19 protein-coding genes are annotated in these 26899 nt (G+C 50.8%); 10 read left to right on the top strand and 9 right to left on the bottom strand.

The features are described 5' to 3' along the window. Positions 1-286: 286 nt before the first annotated feature. Positions 287-1501 (top strand): C45 family autoproteolytic acyltransferase/hydolase, encoded by a 1215-nt coding sequence (locus ACN0YH_RS25005; RefSeq protein WP_417382326.1) that lies wholly within the window; start codon positions 287-289, stop codon positions 1499-1501. A 119-nt stretch (positions 1502-1620) separates the two neighbouring features. Here the strand turns inward: ACN0YH_RS25005 and ACN0YH_RS25010 are convergent, their stop codons facing one another. After that, positions 1621-2499, bottom strand: coding sequence for an NAD(P)H-hydrate dehydratase (locus ACN0YH_RS25010; protein WP_417382327.1), 879 nt, complete (start codon positions 2497-2499; stop codon positions 1621-1623). Positions 2500-2916: 417 nt separating this feature from the next. Here ACN0YH_RS25010 and glgP point away from each other — a divergent pair, with 417 nt between their 5' ends. Beyond that, positions 2917-5070, top strand: a complete 2154-nt coding sequence (gene glgP, locus ACN0YH_RS25015) for an alpha-glucan family phosphorylase (protein WP_417382328.1) — start codon at positions 2917-2919, stop codon at positions 5068-5070. A 296-nt stretch (positions 5071-5366) separates the two neighbouring features. Continuing rightward, positions 5367-6239, top strand: coding sequence for a sugar transferase (locus ACN0YH_RS25020; RefSeq protein ID WP_417382329.1), 873 nt, complete (start codon positions 5367-5369; stop codon positions 6237-6239). A 105-nt stretch (positions 6240-6344) separates the two neighbouring features. On the opposite strand, the gene ACN0YH_RS25025 is transcribed toward ACN0YH_RS25020, so the two are convergent. Further along, positions 6345-7634: a Gfo/Idh/MocA family protein gene (locus ACN0YH_RS25025; protein WP_417382330.1), complete on the bottom strand. Its 1290-nt coding sequence runs from the start codon at positions 7632-7634 to the stop codon at positions 6345-6347. Between the two features lie 38 nt (positions 7635-7672). Continuing rightward, positions 7673-8344: a 3-keto-disaccharide hydrolase gene (locus ACN0YH_RS25030; RefSeq protein ID WP_417382331.1), complete on the bottom strand. Its 672-nt coding sequence runs from the start codon at positions 8342-8344 to the stop codon at positions 7673-7675. A gap of 326 nt (positions 8345-8670) precedes the next feature. Between ACN0YH_RS25030 and mtnA the strand changes: the two genes are divergently transcribed. Then, on the top strand, positions 8671-9753 hold the full coding sequence (mtnA, locus tag ACN0YH_RS25035; RefSeq protein WP_417382332.1) for an S-methyl-5-thioribose-1-phosphate isomerase: 1083 nt from the start codon (positions 8671-8673) through the stop codon (positions 9751-9753). 19 nt (positions 9754-9772) lie between these two features. Here mtnA and ACN0YH_RS25040 read toward each other — a convergent pair whose 3' ends face one another. Then, positions 9773-10429, bottom strand: coding sequence for a hypothetical protein (locus tag ACN0YH_RS25040; RefSeq protein WP_417382333.1), 657 nt, complete (start codon positions 10427-10429; stop codon positions 9773-9775). Positions 10430-10929: 500 nt separating this feature from the next. Here ACN0YH_RS25040 and ACN0YH_RS25045 point away from each other — a divergent pair, with 500 nt between their 5' ends. The 4 genes from ACN0YH_RS25045 (at position 10930) to ACN0YH_RS25060 (ending at position 17643) form a co-directional block, all read left to right on the top strand. Beyond that, positions 10930-11517 (top strand): hypothetical protein, encoded by a 588-nt coding sequence (locus ACN0YH_RS25045; RefSeq protein WP_417382334.1) that lies wholly within the window; start codon positions 10930-10932, stop codon positions 11515-11517. A 455-nt stretch (positions 11518-11972) separates the two neighbouring features. Beyond that, positions 11973-14219, top strand: a complete 2247-nt coding sequence (locus ACN0YH_RS25050; RefSeq protein WP_417382335.1) for a pilus assembly protein N-terminal domain-containing protein — start codon at positions 11973-11975, stop codon at positions 14217-14219. Between the two features lie 161 nt (positions 14220-14380). Continuing rightward, positions 14381-14974, top strand: a complete 594-nt coding sequence (locus ACN0YH_RS25055) for a hypothetical protein (RefSeq protein WP_417382336.1) — start codon at positions 14381-14383, stop codon at positions 14972-14974. Positions 14975-15444: 470 nt separating this feature from the next. Further along, on the top strand, positions 15445-17643 hold the full coding sequence (locus ACN0YH_RS25060; RefSeq protein WP_417382337.1) for a tetratricopeptide repeat protein: 2199 nt from the start codon (positions 15445-15447) through the stop codon (positions 17641-17643). A 24-nt stretch (positions 17644-17667) separates the two neighbouring features. Here the strand turns inward: ACN0YH_RS25060 and dnaA are convergent, their stop codons facing one another. From dnaA to ACN0YH_RS25080, 4 genes are all read right to left on the bottom strand, one after another. Further along, a complete protein-coding gene (gene dnaA / locus ACN0YH_RS25065) occupies positions 17668-19185 on the bottom strand; it encodes a chromosomal replication initiator protein DnaA (RefSeq protein ID WP_417382338.1) in 1518 nt (505 codons plus the stop codon). A 346-nt stretch (positions 19186-19531) separates the two neighbouring features. Beyond that, positions 19532-20467 (bottom strand): GNAT family N-acetyltransferase, encoded by a 936-nt coding sequence (locus ACN0YH_RS25070; RefSeq protein WP_417382339.1) that lies wholly within the window; start codon positions 20465-20467, stop codon positions 19532-19534. 217 nt (positions 20468-20684) lie between these two features. Continuing rightward, the gene (locus tag ACN0YH_RS25075; RefSeq protein ID WP_417382340.1) at positions 20685-21248 is read right to left on the bottom strand and encodes an anti-sigma factor family protein; all 564 of its coding nucleotides are present in this window, start codon (positions 21246-21248) and stop codon (positions 20685-20687) included. Positions 21249-21254: 6 nt separating this feature from the next. Then, entirely contained in the window at positions 21255-21887 is a 633-nt protein-coding gene (locus tag ACN0YH_RS25080; protein WP_417382341.1) for an RNA polymerase sigma factor, read from the bottom strand. A gap of 755 nt (positions 21888-22642) precedes the next feature. On the opposite strand from ACN0YH_RS25080, the gene ACN0YH_RS25085 reads away from it, so the two are divergent. Together ACN0YH_RS25085 and ACN0YH_RS25090 are read left to right on the top strand one after the other, a co-directional pair. Next, entirely contained in the window at positions 22643-23692 is a 1050-nt protein-coding gene (locus ACN0YH_RS25085; protein ID WP_417382342.1) for an aldose epimerase family protein, read from the top strand. A 46-nt stretch (positions 23693-23738) separates the two neighbouring features. Next, positions 23739-26267 carry a CehA/McbA family metallohydrolase gene (locus tag ACN0YH_RS25090; protein WP_417382343.1) on the top strand — a complete coding sequence of 843 codons (2529 nt, stop codon included), beginning with the start codon at positions 23739-23741 and terminating at the stop codon, positions 26265-26267. On the opposite strand, the gene ACN0YH_RS25095 is transcribed toward ACN0YH_RS25090, so the two are convergent. Continuing rightward, entirely contained in the window at positions 26268-26528 is a 261-nt protein-coding gene (locus tag ACN0YH_RS25095) for a hypothetical protein (protein WP_417382344.1), read from the bottom strand. Between the last annotated feature and the right edge of the window lie 371 nt (positions 26529-26899).

Here is a 26899-nt window from a genome sequence, read left to right on the forward strand (position 1 = left end):
AACAGTTTCTAAAGCAGTTCTTTGAAACCGGATCCATAGGCGTGAGGTATCTACAGTAGCTTCAGGTCTTCGCGCCGTCAATCTTCACACATTACAGTGACTGAATGCAAGTCTAAGGGACTTGTAATTGTAATGTGAAACTGAAAAGTGTGTTTATGTTCATTTTTGATCTACGTGATCAAATTAATTTTGTTTCTCACATGATATTTGTCATAATGTGTGTCTGATCGGAAACATGTCACATCCCGGTTTCCCAATCGTTCTGATGAGTGAAAAGGATCTTCTTATGCTTTGTAACCCTCGCCGTTTCTCTGGTTTATGTTTTTTGTTGTTCTTGACGGTGGTCTGTTTCAGTCCGGTCGTCGCATCTGCCCAGACGATTGCCCGCTGTGGGGCAGGCTGGCTGGAAAAGATTGACGGCTATTACGTCCTGCATCTGAAGGGGACTCATTACGAGATGGGTTACCAGCAGGGAGTCTTACTGAAAGAAGACGTGCGGAAGAACATGTACAACCTGCTCAATGAAAAAGGGGATACAACCCTGATTGATCTGGGTCCAGTGAAACTGAAACCACGACAGGCCATTGAGACAGTGGTTCAAATTCAAAAACCTTACACGCCCCAGAAATATGTAGATGAGATGCGGGGGTTGGCGGCAGGTGCCGAGATCGCGTACGAGGATGTGCGCGCGACCAATTTTATTCCAGAGATGTTTCACTGTAGTGGGTTTTCGATTGCGAATTCTGCGACCAAAGACGGGACCTTGTATCATGGTCGCGTGTTGGACTATGCCTGCGACTGGGGTCTGCAGGATCACGCAGTGCTGGTCGTTGCCGAACCGAAAGGGGGAATTCCGTTTGTGAATGTCTCCTATGCCGGTTTTATCGGTTCGGTCACAGGTATGAATATGGAGTCCGTTTCGATCGGTGAAATGGGAGGCCGGGGACTGGGGCACTGGTCGGGAGTGCCGATGGCGTTCCTGGTTCGCGAAGTACTGGAGACGGCAAAAGATCTGGATGAGGCGATCGCGGTATTCCGCGATAACTATCGCACGTGCGAATATTATTATGTGATCGCGGATGGCAAAACCAACCGCTCTGTAGGGATGGCGACCAGTTGGGAAAAGATGGAACTGATTCAACCAGGCGAATCGCATCCCCTGCTGCCGAACCCGGTAAAAGATGCCGCGCTGCTGTCTGCCGGCGATCGTTACCAGGAACTGTCCAAACGGGTCAAACAGGGTTATGGTAAGTTCACTGCCGAGTCTGCGATTGAACTGATGAGCCGCCCGGTGGCGATGAAGTCCAATCTGCACAATGTGCTGTTCGAGCCCAAGTCGACGAAATTGTGGGTCGCGAATGCCAGTCCCGATGGGAAGCCGGCAGCCAATCAGAAGTATTACGGTTTTCAATTATCGGAACTGCTGAAACGCAAACCGGATTCCAGTGCACCCGTTTATCCCATGCCGACAGGCCAGGCTGTCTCTCAGAAAACCAAATAGTATCGCATTCAGACCTGGGATGACACGTTTTCCGAAATGGTTCGCACGCTCGTTGGCGTGATTGCCTGATATTGGATCACGTGTCATAACGGGATTGATATCCCACCAGGCTTCTGAGTTCAGTCTTCGGTTTCATTCTGTACCTGCAGCCAGGCATCGGGGAGGTAGTCGGGCAGATCCGAGGCGATGAGCGCGGGTTGCGAAAGATCCTCTGCCGCCAGATCGCCGGCGAGTCCATGCAGGTGTGCTGCCAGTTGCGCTGCGGCAAAGGGGGGCATTCCCTGACCACACAATGCGGTCAGCAATCCGGTGAGGACATCACCTGTGCCGCCGGTCGACATGCCGCTGTTGCCCGTTTTGTTGATGGCGATACGGGTGCCATCCGTAATGACTGTGTCTGCGCCTTTCAGCAGCAATACGATCTGATGTTGTTGAGCATATTCACTCGCATACTTTTCTCGATCTTTACTGATTTCTACGATGCTTTTTCCGGTGAGCCGTGCGAACTCACCGGGGTGGGGTGTAAACAGACGTGGTCCCGCGGCAGCAGGCAGATTCTGGTCCGATGCTGCAATCACGTTTAAAGCATCCGCGTCGATGATTAAAGGCTGTTTGAGCTCTGCATAAAGTTTCCAGATCAGCATCTGCACCCAGGGAAGTTTCCCGAGTCCGGGACCAATCGCGATGGCTGCGGAGTCGTGAATCTGAGGCAGCAGCGTCTTTGCTGACGGGCCCGTCAATTGACCTGACGGTTCGACGTGCAGCGGCAGGGTAAGGTAACAGGGATTCACGGCAGCGACGATGGATTGAATTTCCTGGGGTACGGCTAGAAAAACGAGACCGGCGCCTCCCCTGAGGGCTCCCATTCCAGAGAGGCAGGCAGCTCCACTCATTCCGGAACTGCCGGCAATCACCAGAACTTTTCCAAACGTACCTTTATGAGAATTCGCGGGGCGCTGGGGCAGTGGAGGCAGGTCTGAGATACGTTGCAAATTCATTGCTAAAAATTCTTTCAATTTAATTCGAGATCACTAAAATGTGAAAACGATTCTGCAGATATGTAAGTGGTCTGCAGTGAATTTGTATGTTTGTGTTCCAACTGGACAGGGCTGAGAATCAACGCGGTTTTTGAAGTTGATCTAGGGTAAATAGGTTGACTGGAAAATTGTTGTTTGTGTGTTAGTTCAATTTATCCTGTTGAAAGTGTGACTGCTAAGACTCCCACTTATCTCTGAGTTCATTATACTTTAAATGCCTGTATTTGAATCGAATTGTTTCGTTGAGAACTCATTTCTTTCGCTTCTGTGCGATCAGGCAGGTAGAGACGTTCTAGAGCAACATCAGTATCACCCTCAGACGAATGCTGAGGAATGACCGAACGATAAACAACTGCAATGGATTGGATGGATCTTTAAATGGCTAAGAAAAAAACTGTTTATGAGAAACTTTGTGAACTGGCCAGCAACCTCTGGTGGAGTTGGCAGCCTGATGTTACTCAAATTTTTCATCTGATTGATCCCGATAAATGGTCTGAACTGAATCATAACCCGGTCTTGCTGTTGAAAGAATACACTCCGGACCAACTGGAAGATAAATTAAGCAACCTGAGCCTGCACTCTCGTGTGAATGTGGCTTATCGTCGCTGGTTGGAATACATGGATCGTTCTGATACCTGGGGCTCGACCAATGCGACGATTCTGGGACATCGCTGTGCCGCGTACTTCTCAGCTGAATTCGGGATTCATGAATCCTTACATATCTATTCCGGCGGCCTGGGTGTGCTGGCGGGCGACCATCTGAAAAGTTCTTCGGACCTGGGGCTGCCTCTGGTTGCCATCGGTCTGTTTTACGGGGAAGGTTACTTCTCACAGCATATCGATAAAGCAGGCTGGCAGCAGGAATCTTATACGGAAGCCAAGACAGAGAATCTGCCAATCATTCCAGCCTACACACCCGAGGGAAAGCCGGTGATGATTTCGGTCTCGACCCGATCGGGAGAAATTTTTGCCAAGGTCTGGCGGATTAACGTGGGCCGCGTGCCTTTGTATCTGCTCGACACGGATGTTCCGGAAAACAGTCAGGAAGACCGGAATCTGACCGCACGACTGTATGGCGGCGATCAGCGAACCCGTATCCGTCAGGAAATCATGCTGGGAATTGGTGGCGTTAAAGCGCTGGAGGCGATCGGCATTGAACCGAGTGTGATTCATATGAATGAAGGTCACTCGGCATTCGCTCCCCTGGAACGCGTACGCCACCGGATGCATGAAGACGGCTTTTCATTCGATGACGCCTTACGGGAGGTTGCGGCGTCTTGTGTCTTTACCACCCATACTCCCGTACCCGCAGGGCATGACCGTTTTGACGCGGGTCTGCTGGAAGAACACGTAGGGCCATTGGGCGACCAGTTGGGTCTGGATCATCATGCCTTGATGGGTCTGGGCCGGGTTGACCCCCAGAATGAAGGTGAAACCTTCTGTATGACCGTGCTGGCATTCAAACTGAGTCGCCTGGCCAATGCGGTCTCGAGCCTGCATGGCGTGGTCAGCCGTCGGATGTGGGCCTCGCTCTGGCCGTGGCGAAGTGAGGAAGAAATTCCCATCGGTCACATTACCAACGGTGTGCATATGCCGACCTGGCTGGCGGCACCCATGCGTGTGATTTATGACCGCGTCCTGCCAACCAAGTGGTATTATAAAACCGGTCAGGCCGATGTCTGGGCAGGGATTGAAGAGATCACCCCCGGCGATTTGTGGGAAACCCACCAGGCACTCAAAAATCGCCTGATCCATTTCTCCCGAGATCTGCTGGTGCAACAGGCGAAGCGTCGTGGCAGTTCTGAAACTGAAATCGGCCACTTGAAAACAGCATTGAATCCGGATGCCCTGCTGATTGGTTTTGCCCGCCGGTTTGCTCCCTACAAACGTGCCGACCTCGTGATGAAGGACATGGAAACTTTCCTCAAGATCATCGAAGATGCGGATCGGCCCGTACAGTTTATTTTTGCCGGGAAAGCGCATCCCGCGGATGAACGGGGTAAGCAGATCATCCAGCGGATATTCAAACTGACCCAGGAACCGCCGTTCCGAGGCAAGATTGTGATTCTGGAAGATTATGACATCAATCTCGGTCGACATCTGGTACAGGGTGTGGATGTCTGGTTGAATAATCCCCGACGTCCCCTGGAAGCATCCGGTACCAGTGGTCAGAAGGTGGTGTTGAACGGTGGCTTGAACTGTTCCATTCTGGATGGCTGGTGGGCGGAAGCCTTTGATGGCAGTAACGGATTTGCCATTGGTGAAGGCCGGACCCATGTGAACCAGGAGATCCAGGATGACCGCGATGGTCTGAACCTGATGAAGGTTCTGAAGGAAGAAGTGATTCCCCTGTATTACGACCGGAACTACGACGATTTGCCTTTGGAGTGGATTTCCCGGATGAAAAACGGAATCCGCACATTGGGTTGGCGGTTTAACGCTGACCGGATGGTCATGGATTATGCGGAGAAAATGTATCTGCCCGCCGCTGGTGGATTGTCCAGCCAGATCAAAGGGGATTCCTCCTTGTAGGATCTGATCACCGCTGCCTCGGTACTGTTAATCGTTATGACGGTTACAGGAAACAGATTCGTTCTGATTCCTGTAACCGTTTTTGTTTGTACGACCTGTATCAGAGCGTCAGGGACTCGACTGACCTGTGAGTATCTGAATGACTTCCTGAAACAGGGGTGTCATTTACGAGCTAGCTTTACAGTGTAAGTACTTAACTAAAGGCAGACCCTGTATCGCCGACGCTTCAGACTGTGCCTCTCGTCTGACAATCCAGGGTTCCGTCTGATTACGAATAACGGAAGAAAGTGTTTGTCATGAGCTCAGTGATCGAAGGAAAGACCAGTCAGGCAAGTAAAGCCATGATTCCGCCAGGAGAGCTGTCGGACCTGGTGAAAGGTTACATGGATGTCGAGCTGTGGCGTTCAACCGGTTGGCTGACGCGACTGCATCTGGATGAACCACGGGTGGATGTCCGGAATCTGACCGAACGTACGCGGCTGTTCAAGCGGCTGATGGATATCGCGGTTTCGTTTACGATGCTGGTTTTGCTCTCGCCGTTATTACTGTTTCTCTTCGTGCTGGTGAAACTCACTTCTGCCGGTCCGGCCATTTTCAAACAGACACGCGTGGGATTGAACTTGAGAAATCAGACGAAGCATGACCGTCGTCAGTTGCAGGTGGATCTAGCCGAACTGGATCTGGAAGCCGATCGTCGTCAACCTGGTTCTGACCGCCGTGATGAATCGGGCTATGGAATGCCGTTCACCCTGTATAAATTTCGGACGATGACTGTGGATGCGGAAAAGAACGGTGCGCAATTTGCCGTACAGGGAGATCCACGGGTGACAAAGCTGGGTCGCTTCATGCGAAAAACACGACTGGATGAATTGCCTCAACTCTGGAATGTGCTTAAAGGCGAAATGACTTTAGTCGGCCCCCGACCTGAACGCCCGGAATTCATCGAAGGTTTGAGTAAAGAGATTCCCAATTACATCAATCGCCTGGGATTAAAACCGGGCTTGACCGGTGTCGCACAGATTGTGAATGGTTACGACAACAATGTAGAAAGTTTCCGCCGCAAGGTTTCGCTGGACCTGATGTATCTACAGAACTGCTGTATCTGGAACGACATTAAAATTCTGTTCAAAACAATCCGCGTCATTCTGACCGGCAGTGGCGCATTATAAGATCTGCTGCAGGCTCAATGCGCTTTTCACACCATAAGAAAAAACGCCCTGTCTCCAGGGCGTTTCTGTTTTTGATATTGAATTACCATGACCAAACAATCGGACTCAGGAACTGCTTTCCGGAAAGTGGCTCAATTCCAGGGTATTGGCGGGAGCCATCTTTTCGTTTTTGGTATCCCAACCCATCATCTGGCCGGATCGCCATGATTCGTTGGCCATATTGACGGCAACCACGCCAGCCAGTCCCAGTTCCGTCGGGCAGTTCAATGCTTCGCCATTTCGGAGATGATTATGCAGGTTGGTATGGTGCAGTTTGGTGTCTTCTGCGCCAGACTTCTTATGTTCGGCCAGTACCTTGCCATCTTTGTCTTTGGCAACCCAGCCTTCGCGGGTGAAGTACATCGTGCCTCGATAGCCGCGAATCAGATGATCGATGCCGACGCGGTTGCTCATGGTTCCCAGAACATAGACTGTCATGCCGCGGGGATATTCACAGATCATTTCAAAATTGTCAGGCAGATTGCGTCCGTCATTCCACTGCCAGATCCCACCCATGCCGACGACGCGACGGGGGTAAAGCAGATTACAGGCTTTCATGATTCGGGTGATACGATGGATGAACAGGTCGGTGCAGATGCCTCCCGAGTATTGTGAGTAGTTCCGCCATTCAAAATAGTGATGCGGGTCCCAGTCGATTTTGGGAGCATGACCGAGCCAGGCATTCCAGTCCAGGTCGGCTGGTTTCGCATCATCGTCTTTCAGACCGGGACGACGCCAGGGGCCCTGTTCGCCGTAGCGACGTACGTATTCAATCTGGGCCTGCACGACTTGTCCCAGTACCCCTTCTTCAATGGCTTTAGCAGCGGATGAATAGGAGTCGTCAGACATGCCCTGCACGCCTACCTGGATCGGCAGTTTCGTCTCTTTCTGTTTTTTGATGACGGCCTGTGCTTCCGGGATGCTGTGGGTCATCGGTTTTTCACAGTAGACGGCTTTGCCCGCATCAAGGGCATCGATGGTCATCTGCGCGTGCCTGTGTTCTGGCGTCGCGATCGTGACGTAGTCGATATCTTTGATTTCCAGAACCTTCTGGTAATCTGAAAATGCGTGCTTCGCGCCGATTTTGGCTTTTCCTTCTTTGGCGCGTGTGGTCCAGCAATCAGCAACGGCAATCGCTTCGACGTTATTCTTTTCACGAATGGCGTTATACGTATTCATGTGAGCATTCGCCATGCCACCCGCGCCGATAAACCCGACACGGATCCGGTCGTTGGCGCCCAGAATATTACCATAACTTTTGGCCGTCCAGGCAAGACCGGCGGCGACGGCACTACCGGTCTGCAGGAAGCTGCGACGCGTCACTTCAGAGGAAGCTGGTTTCTGTTCAGAATTCATACGACTTTTTCCTGTTAAACAATTCGTTGGGGAGCAGCTTACTCGAGTTCTTTGATCCGCAGATGTTTGAACTCGATTTTGGCGCCATGCCCGCACAGGCAGAGATGACCGGATTCACGTTTCAGGCCGGGATGGTCTTTGCCGTCGATTGTGCCGTTTTTCTTGGCGTCGGTCATATCGAAATCGACGATGGTTGTGCCATTCAATGTGACTTTCACTTTATTGCCATCGACCAGCAATTCCTGGGTATTCCACTCGCCGACAGGTTTCAGGTGACCGCGTTTGGCAGGAGCTGTTCCGTACAGAGAACCGTGATACTGATATTTCTGCAGTTTGGCATACTTGTCTGCAGTGTCATCCAGGATCTGAATTTCTTTGCCAGCATAAGCAGGACTGGTTTTAGGGTTGAGCGGAACGTGAAATCCGATACCGTTGTTGGCACCTGGTTCCAGTTTAAAATCGAACCGCAGCACAAAGTTTTTGTATTCCTTATCGGTGAAGAGGTTTCCACCACTGTCTTTCTTGCTGACCAGCATTCCGTCTTCCGCGTAATACCCGTCGGTGGCACCTTGCCAGCCATCCAGGTTTTTACCATTGAAGATGCTTTTGAAGTCGCTGTCGCAATGTTCTTCAGCGAGCAGGGGAGCAGACAAAGCGAAAACAGCGATCAGACCAAGCGAGAATAATTTCCGGGCAGTTTTGGGGAGCATAACTTTGTTTCCTTGAAATTCAGCAGTTGACGGTTAATCAGGAAGGAAAATCCTGTGATATTTAAGGATCTTTAATAAGGCGTGCAGATTTGAGCATACCAAAGTGTAATTACCAGAATCAATGGAAAACCCCGTCAAACCGTTGGGTTTTTTGTTTGAGGCCATTTCGGCTAGACTGTATCCAGTTTTATTGTAGCGTCCTCAAGGACAATTGGATCGATTACGATAAAATGTGAGATGTTATGGTAAAAGATGATGCGCTCTTGAACGACAGTTCGCTTGCAAAACGAATTTCCCACTCCTCTTAAGATGGAAGAGACTCGAATATGAATCTACAGAATCGAATGGCGTCGGATGTCGCAACGATGCGTTGGATTGGTGGAACAGATGGATATCTGCAGATGATCGATCAGACTTTGTTGCCGATGGAGTTTCGCGAAATCGAATGCCGGGATGTAGAGACAGTCTGGGAGGCGATTAAAAAACTGCGCGTGCGGGGTGCTCCCGCGATTGGCATTGCCGCTGCCTACGGCGTGGTGATTGCGTTACAGACAGGAACCGGTTCTGAGCGTCCCGACTTTGATCAGCGATTGACCGAAGCGGCAACCTTTCTGGCAGAAAGCAGGCCGACGGCCGTGAATCTGTTCTGGGCGTTGGATCGCTTGCAGAATCTGGCAGCGAGTTTACCGACGCTTTCCAATGCCGAATTGCATACGCGCCTGCTGGAAGAGGCGAAACGCATTGAACAGGAAGATCTGGAGATGTGTCACAAGATTGGCGAAGTCGGTGCCGAACTGCTTTCCAAAGGTGATGGCGTACTCACACATTGTAACGCAGGCGGACTGGCTACATCGGGTGGGGGAACTGCTTTGTCCGTGTTCTTCGAGGCGGCGCGGCAGGGAAAAGAGATTCGCGTCTATGCTGACGAAACACGCCCCCTCTTGCAGGGAGCGCGGCTGACGACATGGGAACTGATGCAGCGTAGTATTCCGGTCACGCTGATCACCGATTCAATGGCGGGCTGGGTGATGCAGGAACAGAAAATTCAGGCTGTGGTGACCGGTGCCGATCGCATCGCCGCCAATGGGGATTCCGCGAATAAAATCGGAACGTATTCCGTTGCGCTGCTGGCGCATCTGCATGATATTCCGTTTTATATTGCGGCCCCGTCCAGCACATTTGATCTGAGTCTGGCCAGCGGAAGTCAGATTCCCATCGAAGAACGTCTGCCGGAAGAGATCACACATGGGTTTGGAAAACAGACGGCGCCTGTGGGAGTGGATGTTTATAATCCTGCTTTTGATGTGACGCCAGCGAAATATATTTCCGGTATTATTACGGAGCGGGGTTTGATTCAACCCGTGACAACCGAAGAAGTCGCGCGGGTCCTTTCAACAGACCCGGATTAACTTGTGAACGCCCCATTCTTCAGCGATTGATATAAACCGGGTTTTGTTCATAACCCACAGAGTTGCGGGGGTAAGGGGTCTGCGTTTGTGGTTGCTGGTAGGGTTGCTGGTACTGGGGCTGTCGCGGCTGCTGTTGATATTGGGGTTGTTGATACTGTTGCTGCTGGTAGGGAATCTGTCGCTGATAGTCAACCGGCACCATCGTCTGCTGGGGTTGATAGTACGAAGACTTCTGTTCTTCTGCGCGTCGTTCCTGGAAATCTCGTTTACGCTGCTGAATTTCTTCGATATCTTCTTCCCGCGGCGGGAGTGCGTAATTTTTCCAGGTGGCCTGCTCTTGATAGCGGTTCCAGAAATGCTGTGAATAAGCCAGTTGCGGAGTGATTCCCCATCCATTGGCTGTCTGTGTTTGCGAGAGCACGTGCCGATAGTTGTAAGGCTTAAAATAGTGGTATCCACTGTACGGAGAAATTTCCTGAAAGTAACCGTGCTGCCAGGGGTATTGTGAATCGAATGGGAACCGGGGGTCGCCGTAGATTCCACCTGTGACGCCGGAACTGGTCATGGGATAACTGGATTCATAGGGAAGTACATCCGCACCATACGCTCCGTCTGAATACATCGGATCTCCGCCGACGGATGCTGCGATGGCGATGGCAATTAAGGTAGATGTCATATCCGAAATCCCTCTTGATCATAAATCAGAAATGCAGATCTGTTTATGAATTGAATAAACGTTCTATTTTCTCAGCGTCCTCAGCGCGAGACAGGCCCACGCTTTCATATTTATCGGAATATCAAAGCGCCTTTCCTACAGGTTCATCATAAAAATCGCAGGATGTAAATCACATAAGCGCGATACAACCTGCATATTTTCAAATCGGGTTAGTATAACCAGTCAAAATGAACCGGCAGGAACTGCCGAAAGAGGGTGTGGAGTATGAAGTTTTGTGTGGATTCTGGTCTCTCTCCAGAAACAGGTTGTAGGTTTAAGTATCAACGCGAGTGGCTTCAGCAGCCTTAAGAGAGAAGGTACTCGCGATTTCATATAGATCTGACAGAGCTGCGCCAGGCGTACTGCGTTTTTCGGCGAATGTTTTTTGCTTTACATCAGAGATGATGTTTTTGAATACTAACATGAGGTGTGAGAGAGCAATGGGAATAAATAGAAAACTCATGCAAGTGACGGCGCTGCTGGCCGTCAGCTGTGCTGCCGTGTATGCAGATGATGTGATCATACCGGGTGCGGATCTGGGAAAATCAGGTACACTGCCGCCCCCTCCCAGTTCAGTCAGGCCGTTGCCCGATCCTGCTGCCAACGTTCAGCCTCAGATGCAGCAACAGCAGATGCAGCAGCAACCCGGGGCTGCCAACCGTGATGCGCTGACCCACCCCGTTCCCGGTTACCAGGGAGGTGGCTATGTTCAAGGTGGAAATCAGTACTGGCTGCCCAATAATGTCGTGCCTCAGGTCGGGTCGCCTTATTATTATAGTGCGACCCAGGGGGCAGGCGGCACTTATGGAATGACCAGTCCCCAGGTGGGCATGCAGGCGGGGCAGACCTGGTTCGGAGGTTATAATGAAGCGAATACAGGCATGCAGACGCAGGCGTTATCGGAAGACCCTTATACCAAGCACTTTGGCCCCGGTTTCTACCGTTCGAATGAGTATGGCCATTACCGCTTCCCTTCCTATAGCTATCGACGTCCCTGGTACAACCCTGGTGCACCGACTTATAACCGGGATACAAATTATCGCTGGTAACATGCTGCAATTGAAATAAATTAACACTGATATGCATGTATCTGTGTGATGAACCCAGGCCCGGCGCCTGGGTTTTATTTTTGTCATAACTAAGTGTTTCCCCTTAACTTGAAGACTGAAAGAGGAAAAATAAGTCGAACCATTCTAATCCTGATTTCATGATTAGCCGATACAAACAATACAAAGTGTTGTGTATCTACCCAAAATGCGTTCGTACCTTAATAAAAGTCGGTGGGTCTTCCCCCATTATTAACAGGAACGTGGTGAGCTGATACGTGAATCAAATAAGAACAGATAACAGGTTAAGGATAACCTGTTATGAGTAAATACATGTTATTACTAAATCTGAATCATGTCGTAGAGAATATCGGGCGCTAATCAGCCCTGAGTACGAGCCTTAGTATAACGCCAAATTACCATTTTCCTGAAGACAGGCAATTGGGGAGCGACAGCGGATGTTCAAGCAGAACTGCCATGGATCGGCAATTCGAAATTTTGAAACGATTCGTTTTCAAAATGCCATAAAAATAATCGCGATCAGCATCGCGAGTCTATCGTCGCTTGCTCACCTTGCGCTCGCACAGGGACCTTCAATGCTGCAGATGCCTCCGCGCGCTCTTCAGCGTGGGACACAAACCGCAGCGCCCCCCTCTCAGATTCAACGCCAATACTCTCAACCACATCAATACTCTCAACCGCCTGCACAAGTTCAACATCGAGTCTCCCCTCAATATTTGCCACAAACACAGTATCAACCCCAGGCACAGTATGGTTCTGCGCCGCAAGGTGTGGTTCCCATTCAGGAGGCAGTTGACCAATCGAACGGACCAAAAATTCAGATGGTGCAGGACACGGGACGCATTACCCGGAAACCTCTGCCGACTCAAATTCGGTCGACCCCCGGCATTTTCGATGAGATGGAAATTATCATCCGTCGCAGTCAGCTGATCATCACCAATTCGCGAATTCGGCGGTATGCAATCGCCGACCCTTCCATTATTGAATTCGTGACCTATTCTCCCACGGAAATCTCAATTGTGGGTCTGGAACTGGGAACGACGACTTTAACATTGTGGTTTGAAGGTGACGATACACCGATCACTTATCTGGTGCATACAATTCAGGATCCCAGTCTGGAAGGCCAGCGACGGATTGATTACGGGAAGCTGGAGCGAAAAATAGCGGTTCTCTTTCCGAACAGCAAAGTGTATCTGATTCCTCTCTCGCGGAAAATTATTGTCAAAGGAGAGGCCTCTGATGCGACCGAAGCGGCTAACATTCTGTCGGTCATTCGCGGTGAAGTGATCAACTACGAAGGAAACCTGGGTGGACCACAGCCTAATGGAGCCGGCGCCGCCTATGGGGGCGGTTATGGAGGAGGGGGTTTACTGGATGGGGTAGGAAACAATGCCTACGCCTCTTCATTTATCGTCAACATGTTAGATATCCCGGGAGAATTCCAGGTGATGATCCATGTGACGATTGCGCAAATGAACCGTACAATGATGAGGCAGCTGGGTGTGGATTTGAGTGTGCTGTTTGACGGAGGTCGGCAGTTTATCGGATCTACAATGGGGGGAGTGCCTTCCACGTTAACGGGTATCTTTGAAGCCGGTGAAGTGAATGTACTGATCAACGCACTGGCTCAGAATGGTACCACAAAAATTATGGCGCGCCCGACTTTAACGGTCTTAAGCGGTCACTCGGCCAGCTTCCTGGCGGGGGGGGAATTTGCCGTTCCAACGATTGTTGGTGTCGGTGGTGCCCAGGGGACCTCAACGACATTCCGCGGTTTTGGTACATCCATTGTCGTGACGCCGATTGTGATTGATAAAGATTTGATTCGTATGCGAATCGTGCCGGAATACAGCCAGATTAACGACAGTAACTCAGTACAGGGAATTCCCGGATTGAATTCGCGACGGGCACAGACGACTGTCGAACTGCGTGAAGGGCAAACCATTGTTCTGGCCGGTTTATTTGGACATGATGCTTCTACCGGGGTAACCCGAATTCCGTGGCTGGGAGAAATTCCGCTGGTGGGGAGCTACCTGTTCAGTTCAAAGCAGTCGAGCCAGGGAGAGTCGGAATTACTGATTACAGTAACTCCCCAGCTGGTACGACCGATGGAAGAGGATGAAGTGCCTCCTTATCCCGGTTTTGAAGTGACCGTGCCTCAGGATAAAGAATTGTATAAATATGCGATGACTGAAGGGGCTCCGGACACAGCCGTCTATCAGCTGCAGCCCTACGGTCGCGGTGCAGGTCAGGGAGTCGAAGTCGGTTACCAGCCGTTCAATCCGGCTCCTGCTTCTCCTTATTATCCACCAGCGAGTACCGGAACCTTCCAGCAGGGGCCTGTTAACCAGCCGATTCCACAGCCTCGTAGTTCCTTTCCGAGGCAACCGGTGAATCCACGAAATCCAGTACACCCGAACCAACATAATCCATTGCCTCCGCCACCAGCACCCGCGGCCAGTGGTCCACAGGCTTACGCTCCCGGACAATATCAGGGTGCTCAGGCACCACAACGGTCCGGCAGATTTACACAAATGATCAAAAACCGATTCCAGAATGGTTCAGCGGAAGGCCAGAGCAATTCATTTATCCAGCCTGCAGGATACGTCGATCCGAAAATGAGACGTGACTCAGCGGAACCGCAGCCTGCTCGTTCCCGCTTTTCCCTGTTTGGTGGGGAATGAGAATTCAGCTTTGAATAAATGCTGACATCAGCAGATAGAGTGCGTGCTGATGTAAAAAACGAATTTTAATAATAGAGCTACGACTGGTCTTCTCAGGGGAGATGTGTTCGTACTTTCAATATTCAGACAGTAACGACGTTGTCGTAAAATAACTGAGGGACATGATGGCCCGTTTTTCAATAATTCAAAAAGTGATTCTGACATCCAGCTGTATCCTGCTGGTTGCCGGTTGCTGCCGCTGGGGAGGTGGTGGAGGCAACTGGGGTGTTCATAAACGATCTTTTGCCATTCCCGATGTTTATCCTCTGGGCAGCGTGAACCGGGCGCATTACCATACGATGGAATCCAATGCGGAAGCCGTTGATTTTATAATTAATCGCAACGAATTTATTGAGAACAGTGCCGAGCTGACGACAAACGGAAAAGATCATATTCTCGAAATTGGGGCCCGCATGCGCAGTGCCCCTTATCCTGTGATCGTCGAACGTAGTGATAATAATTATGCTCCGGAACTGGACGCTTATCGACGCCAGCTGATCGCCCGCATTCTGACCGATCTGGGGAATCAGGACGCCGATCAGCGGACCATTGTCTCGACTCCCTATGGGCGATCGCTGAATTCACGCGAAGCAGAGATCGACTACTATCGATTCATCTCGACTCGAGGTGGTCTCGGTGGTGGTTTCGGCGGCGGCGGTGGCGGAGGAGGAGCCGGCTTCGGCGGCGGTGGTGGCGGCGGCGGCGTTGGTTTCTAATCAATTTTAAGTCACTTCGCACCAGGGAACACTAAATAACCGATACAAAAACGCCGCAGCAAGATTTGTGCTGCGGCGTTTTAAGTGTTTTTGCAGTAGTAGTTTACGTGCATTCGAGGTGCTCCAGTATGTCTGCGGTTGCGGAGATCAGCCTGTCTGAACTTCGTTTCCAAGATTCGTATCGACATGAATTGCAGATCGACATAGAATCCGCGCCTGATACCTTTCTCTCTCATATCTAATCCAACCAAATCACATTATCATTTTTCTCAGCTGTCAGTCGAACTGCAGAATATTACGCACTGGTGTTTCAGTCCAAATACGTCTGAATTTTTCTCAATCAGACTTCTGAAATTCCCGTAGCCAATTCTGGTGATGATTGAGGGCTCTGAATTCATTTCAAATTGAGTCGAATTAAACTGAGCGATCCTCCCTCGCTGAATCAAGGTTGATGCCCGATGAAAGCTCGAATGTTTCAACATCTAGTGATCCTGTCCTGTTGTATTCTCTTATTCAATGGCTGTCAGTCCGGACCTTTTGCGCGGAGTTCACAATCCTCTGATGATCTGGCTGAAAATGTATCAGCGAAAAAGAAAGAGTCTGACATCCAGAAGAAGCTGAGAGTCGCCATGGCGGCAGAGCGAAAAAAAGGACGACAGGACCGACAGCGACGGAACGGCCTGGAGGATTCTTCAGAGCAGCTGGCAGAGGTTCCGATTCTGGATCAACAAACAAATCCCTCCCCAAAGCCCACAGAGTCCAGGGCACTGCCGATAAGTACTCCGCAGACTGCGACCGCACAAGTAGATGCAACGACGTTACAGCAGGAATTAAGCCTGGCTTACGATGCGGATCGGGCGGGGAATCTGGAAAAAGCCCAGGGGTACTATCAACGAGTGCTGGCGATGGATGGCAGTCATTTTGAAGCCTTGCATCGTCTGGCAATCATCGAGGATAAAAAGAAAAACTTTCCAGCGGCAGAAGCATATTATCTGAAAGCTTTGAAACTGGATCCTGCCAATTCCGATCTGCTGAGTGATATCGGCTATTCGTACATGCTGCAGGGACGGGATGACTATGGTGAAAAATATCTGCGGGAAGCACTTAAATATCAACCGCGCCACGTGCGTTCGCTGGATCACCTGGGTTGGTACTATGGCCGTTCAGGTCAGTATGACCAGGCGCTGGCGCTGTTTCGCATGACCGGCGGCGAGGCACAGGCCCGGCAGAAATTTGCGCAGTTGTTCCCAGGCGTCAATCCTGAGATGAGCCTTGCCCAGTCAGGAACGGGACAACACAATGTGCAGCGGGTGGCGCCTGCGAATCTGGCATCCAACATCCAACCTGTGGAACAGGTCCAGATAGCTCCACAACAGCCAGTGCTGTATGCGACGGGAGAGAACGGCGTGGTGCAAAATCAGGTACAGCCCACAGCACCAGTCACGAACCAGGCAGACCTGAATCCGACACTGCAGATTGCAGAAATGATGAGACGCGAGCGCGAGAAAGCAGTCCAGGCCCGCGATGCCGGACAGGAACTGCCTGCCATCAGTCCTCAGCCATCGATGATGCGGCAAACTGCCAGCGTACCACAGAACACTTTACCGTATCAGGAAAATCGTCAACATCTGGTTCATGCCCCTCAGCCTGCACCTGCTCCTGTTCAATACGTGGATCCGGACGCACAGATTCAGGCCTGGCCGCCAGCGGGAGATCCGGAAATCAGCCAGGCCGTGGATGCATCCAACTACTGGGCCATGAAGGAACAGCAGCAGAATCAACCAGTCCAGCAGGCACCTCAAAGTCGATATCAAAATCAGCAGTATCAGGCAGGACAGGGTTTCCCTCAGACGCAGCAGGGGCAGTATCAGAATATGCCTCAGGGGAACACACCCCAGTATCAGCAACAGATGCCGGTCAATATGCCCCAGGCAGGACAACCCATGTATGGCAATCAGTACCAGGTACCGGGACAGTTTCCCGATTATCGCATCAATTCGACTCAGCAGAATCTGAATCGTGAAAATCAATATTCAGAAAACCTGCAGCAGAATGCGGATCAGGCACAGATCCGGGAAGCGGCACGTACGGGAATGAACGCCGGCCCCGGCCAGATGTTCCCGGTCGCGGAAGTGCAACAGAATACAGACGGTAATTCACCCTTAATGAGTTCTCAAATGCAGGTCGGAAACTTGATGCCGGCGTCTGCCCAGGTTCCGCAGCAGAATGTCTTTCAACCGGGCGGACAGAATATTCGCCAGGTGCAATTTGATCAGCCGGCTTATCAGCAACATCAACAGCAGCCAGCCAACGCTGTTCGTCAGGCGGGTTATCAATATACGAATCAGCCTGGCAGGCAGAATGGATCTCAGGGGCAGGGAATGCAGCCCATCCAGAATGCGGGCGGATTTCCCCAGTTTCCTTCGGAACTTCCACAATCGGCCATGTATTCCACGAATCCGGCTTTTGCTCCGGCCAATATTCGTACCGCAAATCCTAATCTGCAGCAGGGCGCACAGCAGGGGGCTTATCAGTCTAGTCAACAGGCGGCAGACCAGAATCGGCAGTCCCTCATGAATCAGGGGCAACCTGCTCCCTCGCGATTCCAGTGGGGGGCTCAGTCTACACCGGTTCCCGGTCAATACCCGACAACACAGGGACAGTATTAAGTCTCAATTCGTATCCTCGATTGATTAACTGGCCAGCAGTTGCTGTTCCAGAGATTCGATAATTTCTTCGGTAGACCAGTCCTGTAATGCGACCCGGATGGAATCCTGATTTTCCAGCCACTGACGCACTTTTTTCTCGGCGAACATCACAGTACTGTGATTGCGGCCGCCAAAGAAATCTCCGATTTCACTGTAGGCAGCCTGTGTCAGTTTCCTGGCAAGGAACATCGCCAGCATGCGAGGCTGGCTGATATTTCTCGACCGCCGCGAAGATTTCAAGTCGGCTTCCGAAATGCCAAACGTTGAGCAGACAATCTGTTTGATGTCATCCATTTTAATAATACGGATACAGTCCCGTTCCAGATCTGCCAGAACCTGACGCGCCAGTGTTGTGGTGATTTTCTGCTTTGTCATCACATGCCAGGTCTGCAGACAGTTCACGGCGCCTTCCAGTTCCCGCACATTATGCGAGAAACGTCTGGCAACATACTCCAACGCACCGTCGGTGATCGGAGTTTTGAGCTGTAAGGCCCGCTGGCGGGCGATTTGCAGTCGTAATTCTGTTTCGGGGGATTCCACTCGACAGACAAGACCAGACAGAAAACGGGTTGTGAGTTCTTCACTCATTTTCGTTAACAGGCGGGGATGCCTGTCGGAGGAAAAGATCAGTTGTCTGCCATGGCTTTCCAGGTGTTTAATCGTATGTAACAGTTCTTCCTGAAATATGCGTTTGGATTCGAAAAAATCGATATCATCGATGATCAGGACATCCACGTTTCGAAACCGCTGACGGAAACTGGGCAGAGACCGTTCCTGTAATGCTTTGGAAAAGTAATTTCCAAACGATTCTGCCGTCAGAAATACAACCTGCAGAGAAGGGTACTGCTGACGGATTTTCCGGTAGAACCCTTCCAGTAGATGTGTCTTTCCCAGTCCGACTCCGCCATGGATGAACAGCGGGTTATATAAGGCCCCCGGCTGTTCGCTCGACTGCAGTGTTGCCATGTAGGCAAGTTGATTCGATTTTCCGGTGATGAAAGTCGACAGATCTGCAAAACGTCTTCCCTTGTAGGGGGACGGTTGAGCCGGTTTGTGTCCACTGTCGACGCGTTCTGATTTCTGGTCGGAATTCAGCAGCGGCTTGGGATCTGAGGTTTCCGTATTGGCTCGAGAAGACGTAGATTGTTCTTTAGAACTCAACTCCTGGCCGGTCAGTTTCGGATCGACCTCAAAGCGATATTCGGCTGCCGGGCCAATACAGGCGATGGCTGTTGCATAGATCTCGGAGGAAAACTTCTTCTGCATCCAGGTCAGTAAGAACGGGCTGGCAACTCCCATGATGAGGAGATTTGCTTCCAACTTCAGACTGACTTTCCCTGCGAACCAGTTCTGGAAACTGCGCTGACCGACTTGCTGCGCAAGCAGTTGAAATGCTGCTTGCTCGTCCGATTCGGTTAAAACAGGCCCCAGCTTGGCTTCCGTTGGTCGCTTGGCTGAATCAGCACTAAGCGCACCCTCCACTGCCAAAGACGTGGGTTGCATCTTGCACCCTCCCCCCGCGCGCAACATTCCCGGCCATAATACGGGAAGAGCGAAATCCTGCTCGTTCCGTATCGATCATGGTTGTGAGGTATATTAAGAAATGATGCGCTAAAAAGCTCCATTGTTTGCAGTGCCGAAAAGATTTAAGGCATTGGTCTGGTCGACACTGCGTTTACTCATTCAGTGGTTCTGATACTAGCTTGAATCGTCAGAGAGTCAAACAGAAACGCGGCGGAAATTTTTCAGAATTTTCAGACCGAAATCAAAAGCTGTTTTACCAGCAGAAAATCACAGTTTTCATCAAAAAAATATTTACCAGACTGAAGTTCTGCCTGTTCAAAACATGTTAATGAATTTTCGGTTTTTTTTCTGAGAATTGCGAACGCATTCGCGCATGCACGCTTAATGTGTTCTGTCTGATAAAACCTGACTCTTCATAAATCTTTATCGCATAGGAATTTTTGTAGTCGACAGCGAGCATCAAAGCAGATTGGTTATGGGCCAATGCCTGCTGCAAGCCAAATTCGATCAAGGCAGCGCCATAACCTTTGCCACGCTGCTCCGGCGCGACCCCCATGTAGACTACTTCCCAGAGATTTTCGGACCGATGTTCAGATAACAAAATGACCCCCAGGTCGGTATTTTCGTGTTGAAACAGATACCAGTACTGCTGATCAGAGTCCCCAGAACTGCGATGGGATTCGAGAGATTCTTCTGCTGTGCGGGAGTGATTGAGAGCAGGGCAGTCAAATGAGAACTGATGAGTCAGGTCCAGCATAGCCAGAAAACGATGACGATTTATCTGTTCATCAAAGGGGATGCTTTGAATGTGTTTGTCTGCCAGCAGTCCCTGAGAGCGGATGTCGGTCAGCGGGTGTCTCATAAACACCAGGTTCGTGAGGTGGGGGAATCCATTTTGAGTCAATAACCGTCTCACGTTCAGTTGTCTGGGGTCCAGCAGCGCCTGGCCGATACTCACCTCAGACTGATCAATTCGAGTTGCCATTTCCTGCAGTAACGCAGCGGCACAATCAGTACGTGCGGTAAAAGGTGGCCAGAAAAATGCGGTGGACGCATCTGTAAATATCAGGACACCCGCTCCCAGCAGCACGTTATTTTCGCGGGCTATCAGCAGCAGTTTATGACCATTCTGATCGGCCTTGACTGTTTCAAGAAATTCGTTGATCTGCTGGTCCTGGTCCTCTGCTGCTGCATCAGCAAAAATGAAGGCAGATACTTCAGGCCACTCTTCGGGTGACGCCAGGGAGACAGTAATCGACATAAGCAGAGTTCATTTCCTGAGATAGATTTATGTCACCCCTTCTAGATCGCATCACATTTAAGTATAGCGTCTCTCAATCTAATATACTCGGGCCAAACAGCCCTGGAGACGCTACAGTAAAACTGGACACAATCGAAGCGGGGAGGTGATTCTATCGATATCATAAAAAAAAGGCTGGTCGATTGACCAGCCTGAGTTCAGGAATGAAGTGTTGAACTTAGAATTTAACGGAATGTAACTGGTGAGTATTCACAGAATCGTGCCTGAGACGAGGTAACTCGTATCCATAAGGATTCATCTGATGTTCCAGTTGTTGCTTTGGCGACGAATCCCATTGTTGATCAGAAAGATCAGGCAGATTCACATTCGTAAAATTATGATTCCCCTGAATATTGACAGGATGAATCGATTCCGTAGCGGGGGCAAAAGGCTGCAGTTCTGATCGCGGGTTGTTCGTGACCAGCATTAAAGCCAGGCAGCAGGCAATCGTTGTCAGTGTCGGCAGCAGGGCGTTAAAACGGGTTGGTCTGTTTTTCCGGTGACGGGCAGCAATTTTGGCAGACACCTGAGGCCAGACACTATCCTGCAAAGAAGGTACGGGGGCACTGTCAAACTGATTTTGCAGGGCCTCGTAGCTTTTTTGCAGCTGATCATATTGTAAGCGACATTGCTCACAGTTTTTGAGCTGTTTTTCGAGAAGTCTGAGCTCGTCATCCGACAGATCGTTTCCGACTGCCAGAGCGACTCTTGATTTCAAACCATTACATTGTGCGCAGTACATGTCTTATTATTCCTTGCCCGACATGGAGCTTTCAACATTTTGACGATTAGACCACAGCTTCTGGAAACGGTTTCTTGCTTCTGCCAGTCGCCAGCGAATGGTTGCTTCTTTGCGGTCCAGGATCGCAGCGATTTCCGAAGTGGAAAAGTTTTCCAGGTCACGCAATACGAGCACGGTCCGATACTTCTCAGGAATTTCTTCCAGAATGGCCTGAACTTCCTGTTTGATATCAATTTTGTTCCTTGGATCCGGGACTGAAGGATCGAAAGGAGTGTCTGAAGGACTGTCACTGAACAACAGCCACCAGCCTCTTCGCTTCTGTTTTCGCAGGTAATCCAGAGCCTGATTGACTCCGATCCGGAACAGCCAGGGACCAAATCTCCTGGATGTATCGAATTGATCAAGTCGCTCATAGCTTTTCAGGAATGTATCCTGTGCCAGATCTTCTGCCAGGTCCGGGCTTTTGACGAACTGAATCAGCACACGGATTAATCTGCGCTCATAACGCAGGACTAATTCGCCAAATGCGCTGTCGTCACCCTTGCGAGCTGCTTCGACCAGACGGGCATCACTGGTAACACCCCCCGATGGCAAAGAGCCTCGTTCCTCAATTTTTTTATCGACCATTTCTAACTGCATGTCTACCTCCCCTCTCCGCGTTATTTGACACGCTCTGTTTATTACTACGCCAGAGAGAGGAGAAATGATGGGAATTAAGTAAAGATTCTGGAATAGAATCATACATTCTCCAAATCAAATCGCCTGTCTTTAATTATAACTTGCTCTCATTTGTTTTGGGGAGGATTCAAGGATTCTGTTTAATAAAGACGTAAATCCTTATTCATAAATTGGTTATGTGGTATGTTAACCTCAATGTCTTGAAATATTAACCTAAAATTAGTGTCCGTGCGAATACATGGGGGCCCAGCTGTTTCGGGATTCAGAAAAGGGAAATAAATTCTGTTCTATTTCGACGCAGGGATTTTTTTCTCTGAGAATATGTGAGGAATTTCCCGTACTGACCGCAATCCTGAATATCAGCCAGGTGTTCTGCTCTCGGACTGGGGGCATGGGCTGCCTGTCAGCCGCCGGCTTTGTGTCTGAAATTCATTCTCGGGAGCCTGTTGTTTTCTCGGGGGAATCACGTCAGCATGCGAATCCGTTTCTGCATTACATTTGCATGGGGATTTGTTATTCTGGTTTCCAGAGACATGAGAGCTGAGCCTGTCATTTATATCCCGTCAAAGCGAAAGGACCATTTGATGATGCAATGGAAATATTGGAGTGGAATAACAAGTGCTTTGATTCTGCTTACAGGCTGTTCAGAGGAAAAGTCTCCCTCTCCGGATTCCAGAAAGGCCGCTTCAGATCAAACCAGTGCGAAGGATGCAGACATGAATACCGGAAATGAATATCAGTTGACAGTGCAAAGTGAACCCTATGGAACTTCTGCCAATGGCCAGGAAATTACACAATTCCTGCTATCGAATGATAAAGGGACGAGCGTCAACATTATCAACTACGGCGCAATTGTCACTGCGGTATACTTACCCGATCGGGATGGAAAATCGGAAAATATTACGCTGGGATTTGATTCCCTGGCCGCTTATGAGAACAAAGGACCGTATTTTGGTGCCATCTGCGGCCGTTATGCCAATCGAATCAAGGATGGAAAATTCTCCCTGAACGGGAATGAGTATCAGCTGGCTCAGAATATTCCTCCCAATCATCTGCATGGCGGGGAAGCAGGCTTTGATAAAAAGGTCTGGGCCGCAGAAAGTTTCAGTACCAAAGAAGAAGTTGGAGTGCGTTTGAGTCTGATCAGCCCGGACGGTGAAGAAGGTTACCCGGGTAAGCTGACTTTGAAAGTGGTTTATTCGCTGAATAACAGTAACGAATTGAAAATCGATTATACCGCGACCAGCGACAAGGAAACTCCGCTCAACGTGACGAATCACTGTTACTGGAATCTGGCCGGAAAAGGCAAGATCCTGGATCATGAACTGCTACTCAACTGCGACCAGTATCTGCCGGTGACAGAGGAAGCGATTCCCACCGGGGAACTGAAGTCGGTTCAAGGTACGCCCATGGATTTCACGTCTGCTCACAAGATAGGCGAACGCATTGATCAGGTGGAAGGTGGCTATGATCATTGCTGGGTCGTCAATCAAAGCGAACAGCAGCCCGCTTTCTGTGCACGGGTGAAAGATCCCGAGTCGGGCCGGGTGATGGAAGTGATGACGACCGAACCTGGCGTGCAGTTTTATACGGGGAACTTTCTGGATGGAACGCCGGCCAGTGGCGGCTACCCCAAAAACGGCGGGCTCTGCCTGGAAGCCCAGCATTTCCCGAACTCCCCCAATCAACCGGAGTTCCCGAGCACAATCCTCAAGCCGGGGCAAGTTTACGAGCAGACCACCGTCCATAAATTTTCAGTAGAGTAAAAACAGCAGCGGCTTGCCATGCTGTGCATCTGACGGGAATAGTGTGATGAACGCCGAACGTACCGCTGCTGACAGCAAACCCGGACGCTTGGTTTGCGTAATTATCATGATCGTGTGCCTGTGGTCGTCCTTTACTTCAAGTCCTCTGCTGGCGGAATCATCGGCTGTACAAAAAATGGCTGTGAAAGAGGTGGAAGGACAGCCGCTGGCAGCGAATGTAAAGCGGCTTATTTCTGCGCTGGATTATCTGGGTGCGCCCTTGCCCGCGCCGCTGATTCAGAAACTTACTACCGCCTGTGAGCAGCGAAACGCTGCCGCGATTCAGAAGTTGCTCGACCCGGAAGTCTTGTGCCTCGTTTCCCTGAACCCGGAAGTGCGGACCAAAGTAACCCTGGGACCCGCGGCCGCTGTCTTACAGCAGGGGGGCTTTACGCCGTTTGTGGTGAAAGTGGTGAATCGAAGTACGGTCACCCGGCAGTTACAGATCACCAGTCCCCAGGCAGGACCCGTCTATGCGGGAGCCGCCTTGAATTCACTCAAGCGGCAGGCGCAACCGGAATTGAATCGGAATGAAAACAAAGCCGGCGCGAAAGATCGCTTTCTGGAAGTCGAGCTGTTTCAGGCAAGTCCGCTGACCGTCCAGCTGAGTGGTCTGGAAGTAGAATATGTGCTCGCCCTCATCTACTGCCACGAGTCAGGAAAACGGGAAGCTACTCTGGGGTTCAATGTGGGAGCGGGCACGCAGGACCTTGGTTTTCGGGGCGAAGTGCCGATCCTGTTTAATGTGCAACCGGCAGTTCCCGTAAAACTTTCCATTACAGACTACGACGGAAAGCCGACCGCAGCGCGGCTCCTGTTTCGTGATGCGCAGGAGCGCGTCTATCCACTGCAGGCCAAGCGACTGGCTCCTGACTTCTTTTTTCAACCCCAGATTTATCGGCTGGATGGTGAAGCCGTGATGTTGCCGGCCGGCGAACTGGAGATGGAATTCAGTCGTGGACCGGAATACCAGAGGCTGACGCGAAAAATCAAAATCTCGGCAAGTTCAGAGCAGACATTGGAAGTGCATTTGAAACGCTGGGTGAACCCGCGCGCATTTGGATTTTATTCCGGCGATCATCACATTCATGCCGCCGGCTGTGCCCATTATGATAATCCGACTAAGGGAGTCACGCCTCAGGACATGTTCAATCAGGTCAAGGGAGAAGGTTTGAATGTGGGCTGTGTTCTGACCTGGGGGCCCTGCTTTGATGTCCAGCGCCAGTTTTTTGCCTCGACGGCAGACCGGGTCAGTGAGCCCCTGACTCTGCTCAAATATGACCTCGAAATCAGTGGTTTCGGCTCTGCTGCTCTGGGGCATGTGTGTCTGTTGAATTTACAGAATCAGACTTATCCCGGCACTTTAGGCACTACGACAGGCTGGCCCAGTTGGACCGTGCCTGTACTGCGGTGGTGTAAAGAGCAGGGGGGCGTAACCGGATTTCCGCATTCGGCGTTGCGCGTCAATCCGCCCCTCGCGGCACAACGGTTAATCCAGGAGCTGGATCAGGACCAATCAAAAACGCTCAATCCGGAAGAAGCAGCAACAGGACTCCTGCCCGGTTCATTTCAAGCAATTGATACAGATGGCAACAGCCAGTTGTCGCTGGCTGAATTAACGCAGGCGTTGGAACAGGCCGCCAACCAACTGCCGAACCTGGCGGTCCCCGAAATGAACGGGGGCGGTGCGATGGAAATCTGCGTCAGTACCGCGGAAGGGGTCTGTGATTTCATCAGTGCCATGGATACCGAACGCATACCGGAATGGAATACGTGGTACCATATTTTAAACTGCGGATTTCCGCTGAAGGTCAGTGGCGAAACCGATTTCCCCTGCATGAGCAGCCGTCGAGTCGGACAGGGACGCGTTTACGTGCAACTCGGGCAGCAGACGGAAGTGGATTTTACACAGTGGTGTCAGGGAATTCGACAGGGGCGCTCCTATGTTTCGGACGGCTATGCGCATGCCTTGGAATTCCAGGTCAATGAAGTCGCGCCCGGTTTTGCAGACATTCAATTGAATCAGCCGGGCAAGGTGAAGATCGCAGCGAAAGTCGCGTTCGCGCCTGAAACCCCGCGGGCGGTGGCCTATGGACTGCTCGATCCGCCCGAGGGCCGCCGGGCATTGGGAGATACCCGAGTACTGCATGCACCGCGCAATGCCGAGTATGTGACCACGGGCAAGCGTCTAGTTGAAATCGTGGTGAATGGAGAAGTCGTCGCGGAGCAGACGGTACCCGCGGATGGGAAAATCCATTCCCTGCAGTTTGAAGTGCCGGTGGAAGCCAGTAGCTGGATTGCCCTGCGTCAGTTTCCTCAACTGCATACCAATCCGGTAAATGTCATCGTGGCGGAGCAACCCATTCGCGCCTCACTCGACAGCGCGCTGTGGTGTGCAGAGACCATCAAGCTGCTCTGGAAAAATCGCCATCTGAAAATCGCAGAGCCGGAACGCAAGGCTGCCGAGCAGACTTATCAACGAGCCATTCGGACCTACCTGCAGCGCGGGGAAGAAGCAGCTGCGCAGGGACGCTGATTATCTGCGGCGATTCTGTACGCGAACTGCCACTTTCTGACGTTGATCGCGTGAGCGTTGCACGAGCTTTTTTCCGGCAATCAAAAGACCAACAAATGCGGCGACGCCGATGAACGGGATCAGGTGAAGTGGTTCTGTCAGGTAATGCAGAATACCATGGGGACTGGCGGCTTCCTGGGTACCGTGTCCCGGATGAGCAAACAGTTGGGGGCACTGGACCAGAGTAAACAGCATCACCAGTGTCAGTTTGAATCGGTTCATTTCAAAACTCTTTCTGAATACAGAGGCGGCAGTATTATCACGGTGACTGCCCGGCTGCTCATTCTAGGTGAATCCTGCCTCAGACTCAAGTGCCGAAGTGCAATCTGACGACTCAGTTTTTCATTGTTGAGTGTATATCTGGATCGCATCAATCAAAACAGATAGCCACACTCAACCGCTGAAAACACAGGGATCTGGTCGATTCAGATAAAAGGGCACCAACCTGACAGTGATTATGGCTGAGAACCCTGAGTCAGCAAAAAGTAAAATTATCGAAGCAGATCAACGGCGGAATGTGCGACAGCAAAGCGCGAGTTCATTTTCCGGCAACAAAAAAACGACCAGTCATAGAATGAAATGACTGGTCGTTG

This window comes from Gimesia sp., from assembly GCF_048262075.1.
GTDB lineage: Bacteria > Planctomycetota > Planctomycetia > Planctomycetales > Planctomycetaceae > Gimesia.

Excerpts from the sequence above, each read along its gene's own strand:
- ACN0YH_RS25005 (WP_417382326.1), top strand. The coding sequence starts at position 287 with ATGCTTTGTAACCCTCGCCGTTTCTCTGGTTTATGTTTTTTGTTGTTC.
- ACN0YH_RS25010 (WP_417382327.1), bottom strand. The coding sequence starts at position 2,499 with ATGAATTTGCAACGTATCTCAGACCTGCCTCCACTGCCCCAGCGCCCC.
- glgP (WP_417382328.1), top strand. The coding sequence starts at position 2,917 with ATGGCTAAGAAAAAAACTGTTTATGAGAAACTTTGTGAACTGGCCAGC.
- ACN0YH_RS25020 (WP_417382329.1), top strand. The coding sequence starts at position 5,367 with ATGAGCTCAGTGATCGAAGGAAAGACCAGTCAGGCAAGTAAAGCCATG.
- ACN0YH_RS25025 (WP_417382330.1), bottom strand. The coding sequence starts at position 7,634 with ATGAATTCTGAACAGAAACCAGCTTCCTCTGAAGTGACGCGTCGCAGC.
- ACN0YH_RS25030 (WP_417382331.1), bottom strand. The coding sequence starts at position 8,344 with ATGCTCCCCAAAACTGCCCGGAAATTATTCTCGCTTGGTCTGATCGCT.
- mtnA (WP_417382332.1), top strand. The coding sequence starts at position 8,671 with ATGAATCTACAGAATCGAATGGCGTCGGATGTCGCAACGATGCGTTGG.
- ACN0YH_RS25040 (WP_417382333.1), bottom strand. The coding sequence starts at position 10,429 with ATGACATCTACCTTAATTGCCATCGCCATCGCAGCATCCGTCGGCGGA.
- ACN0YH_RS25045 (WP_417382334.1), top strand. The coding sequence starts at position 10,930 with ATGCAAGTGACGGCGCTGCTGGCCGTCAGCTGTGCTGCCGTGTATGCA.
- ACN0YH_RS25050 (WP_417382335.1), top strand. The coding sequence starts at position 11,973 with ATGTTCAAGCAGAACTGCCATGGATCGGCAATTCGAAATTTTGAAACG.
- ACN0YH_RS25055 (WP_417382336.1), top strand. The coding sequence starts at position 14,381 with ATGATGGCCCGTTTTTCAATAATTCAAAAAGTGATTCTGACATCCAGC.
- ACN0YH_RS25060 (WP_417382337.1), top strand. The coding sequence starts at position 15,445 with ATGTTTCAACATCTAGTGATCCTGTCCTGTTGTATTCTCTTATTCAAT.
- dnaA (WP_417382338.1), bottom strand. The coding sequence starts at position 19,185 with ATGCAACCCACGTCTTTGGCAGTGGAGGGTGCGCTTAGTGCTGATTCA.
- ACN0YH_RS25070 (WP_417382339.1), bottom strand. The coding sequence starts at position 20,467 with ATGTCGATTACTGTCTCCCTGGCGTCACCCGAAGAGTGGCCTGAAGTA.
- ACN0YH_RS25075 (WP_417382340.1), bottom strand. The coding sequence starts at position 21,248 with ATGTACTGCGCACAATGTAATGGTTTGAAATCAAGAGTCGCTCTGGCA.
- ACN0YH_RS25080 (WP_417382341.1), bottom strand. The coding sequence starts at position 21,887 with ATGCAGTTAGAAATGGTCGATAAAAAAATTGAGGAACGAGGCTCTTTG.
- ACN0YH_RS25085 (WP_417382342.1), top strand. The coding sequence starts at position 22,643 with ATGAATACCGGAAATGAATATCAGTTGACAGTGCAAAGTGAACCCTAT.
- ACN0YH_RS25090 (WP_417382343.1), top strand. The coding sequence starts at position 23,739 with ATGAACGCCGAACGTACCGCTGCTGACAGCAAACCCGGACGCTTGGTT.
- ACN0YH_RS25095 (WP_417382344.1), bottom strand. The coding sequence starts at position 26,528 with ATGAACCGATTCAAACTGACACTGGTGATGCTGTTTACTCTGGTCCAG.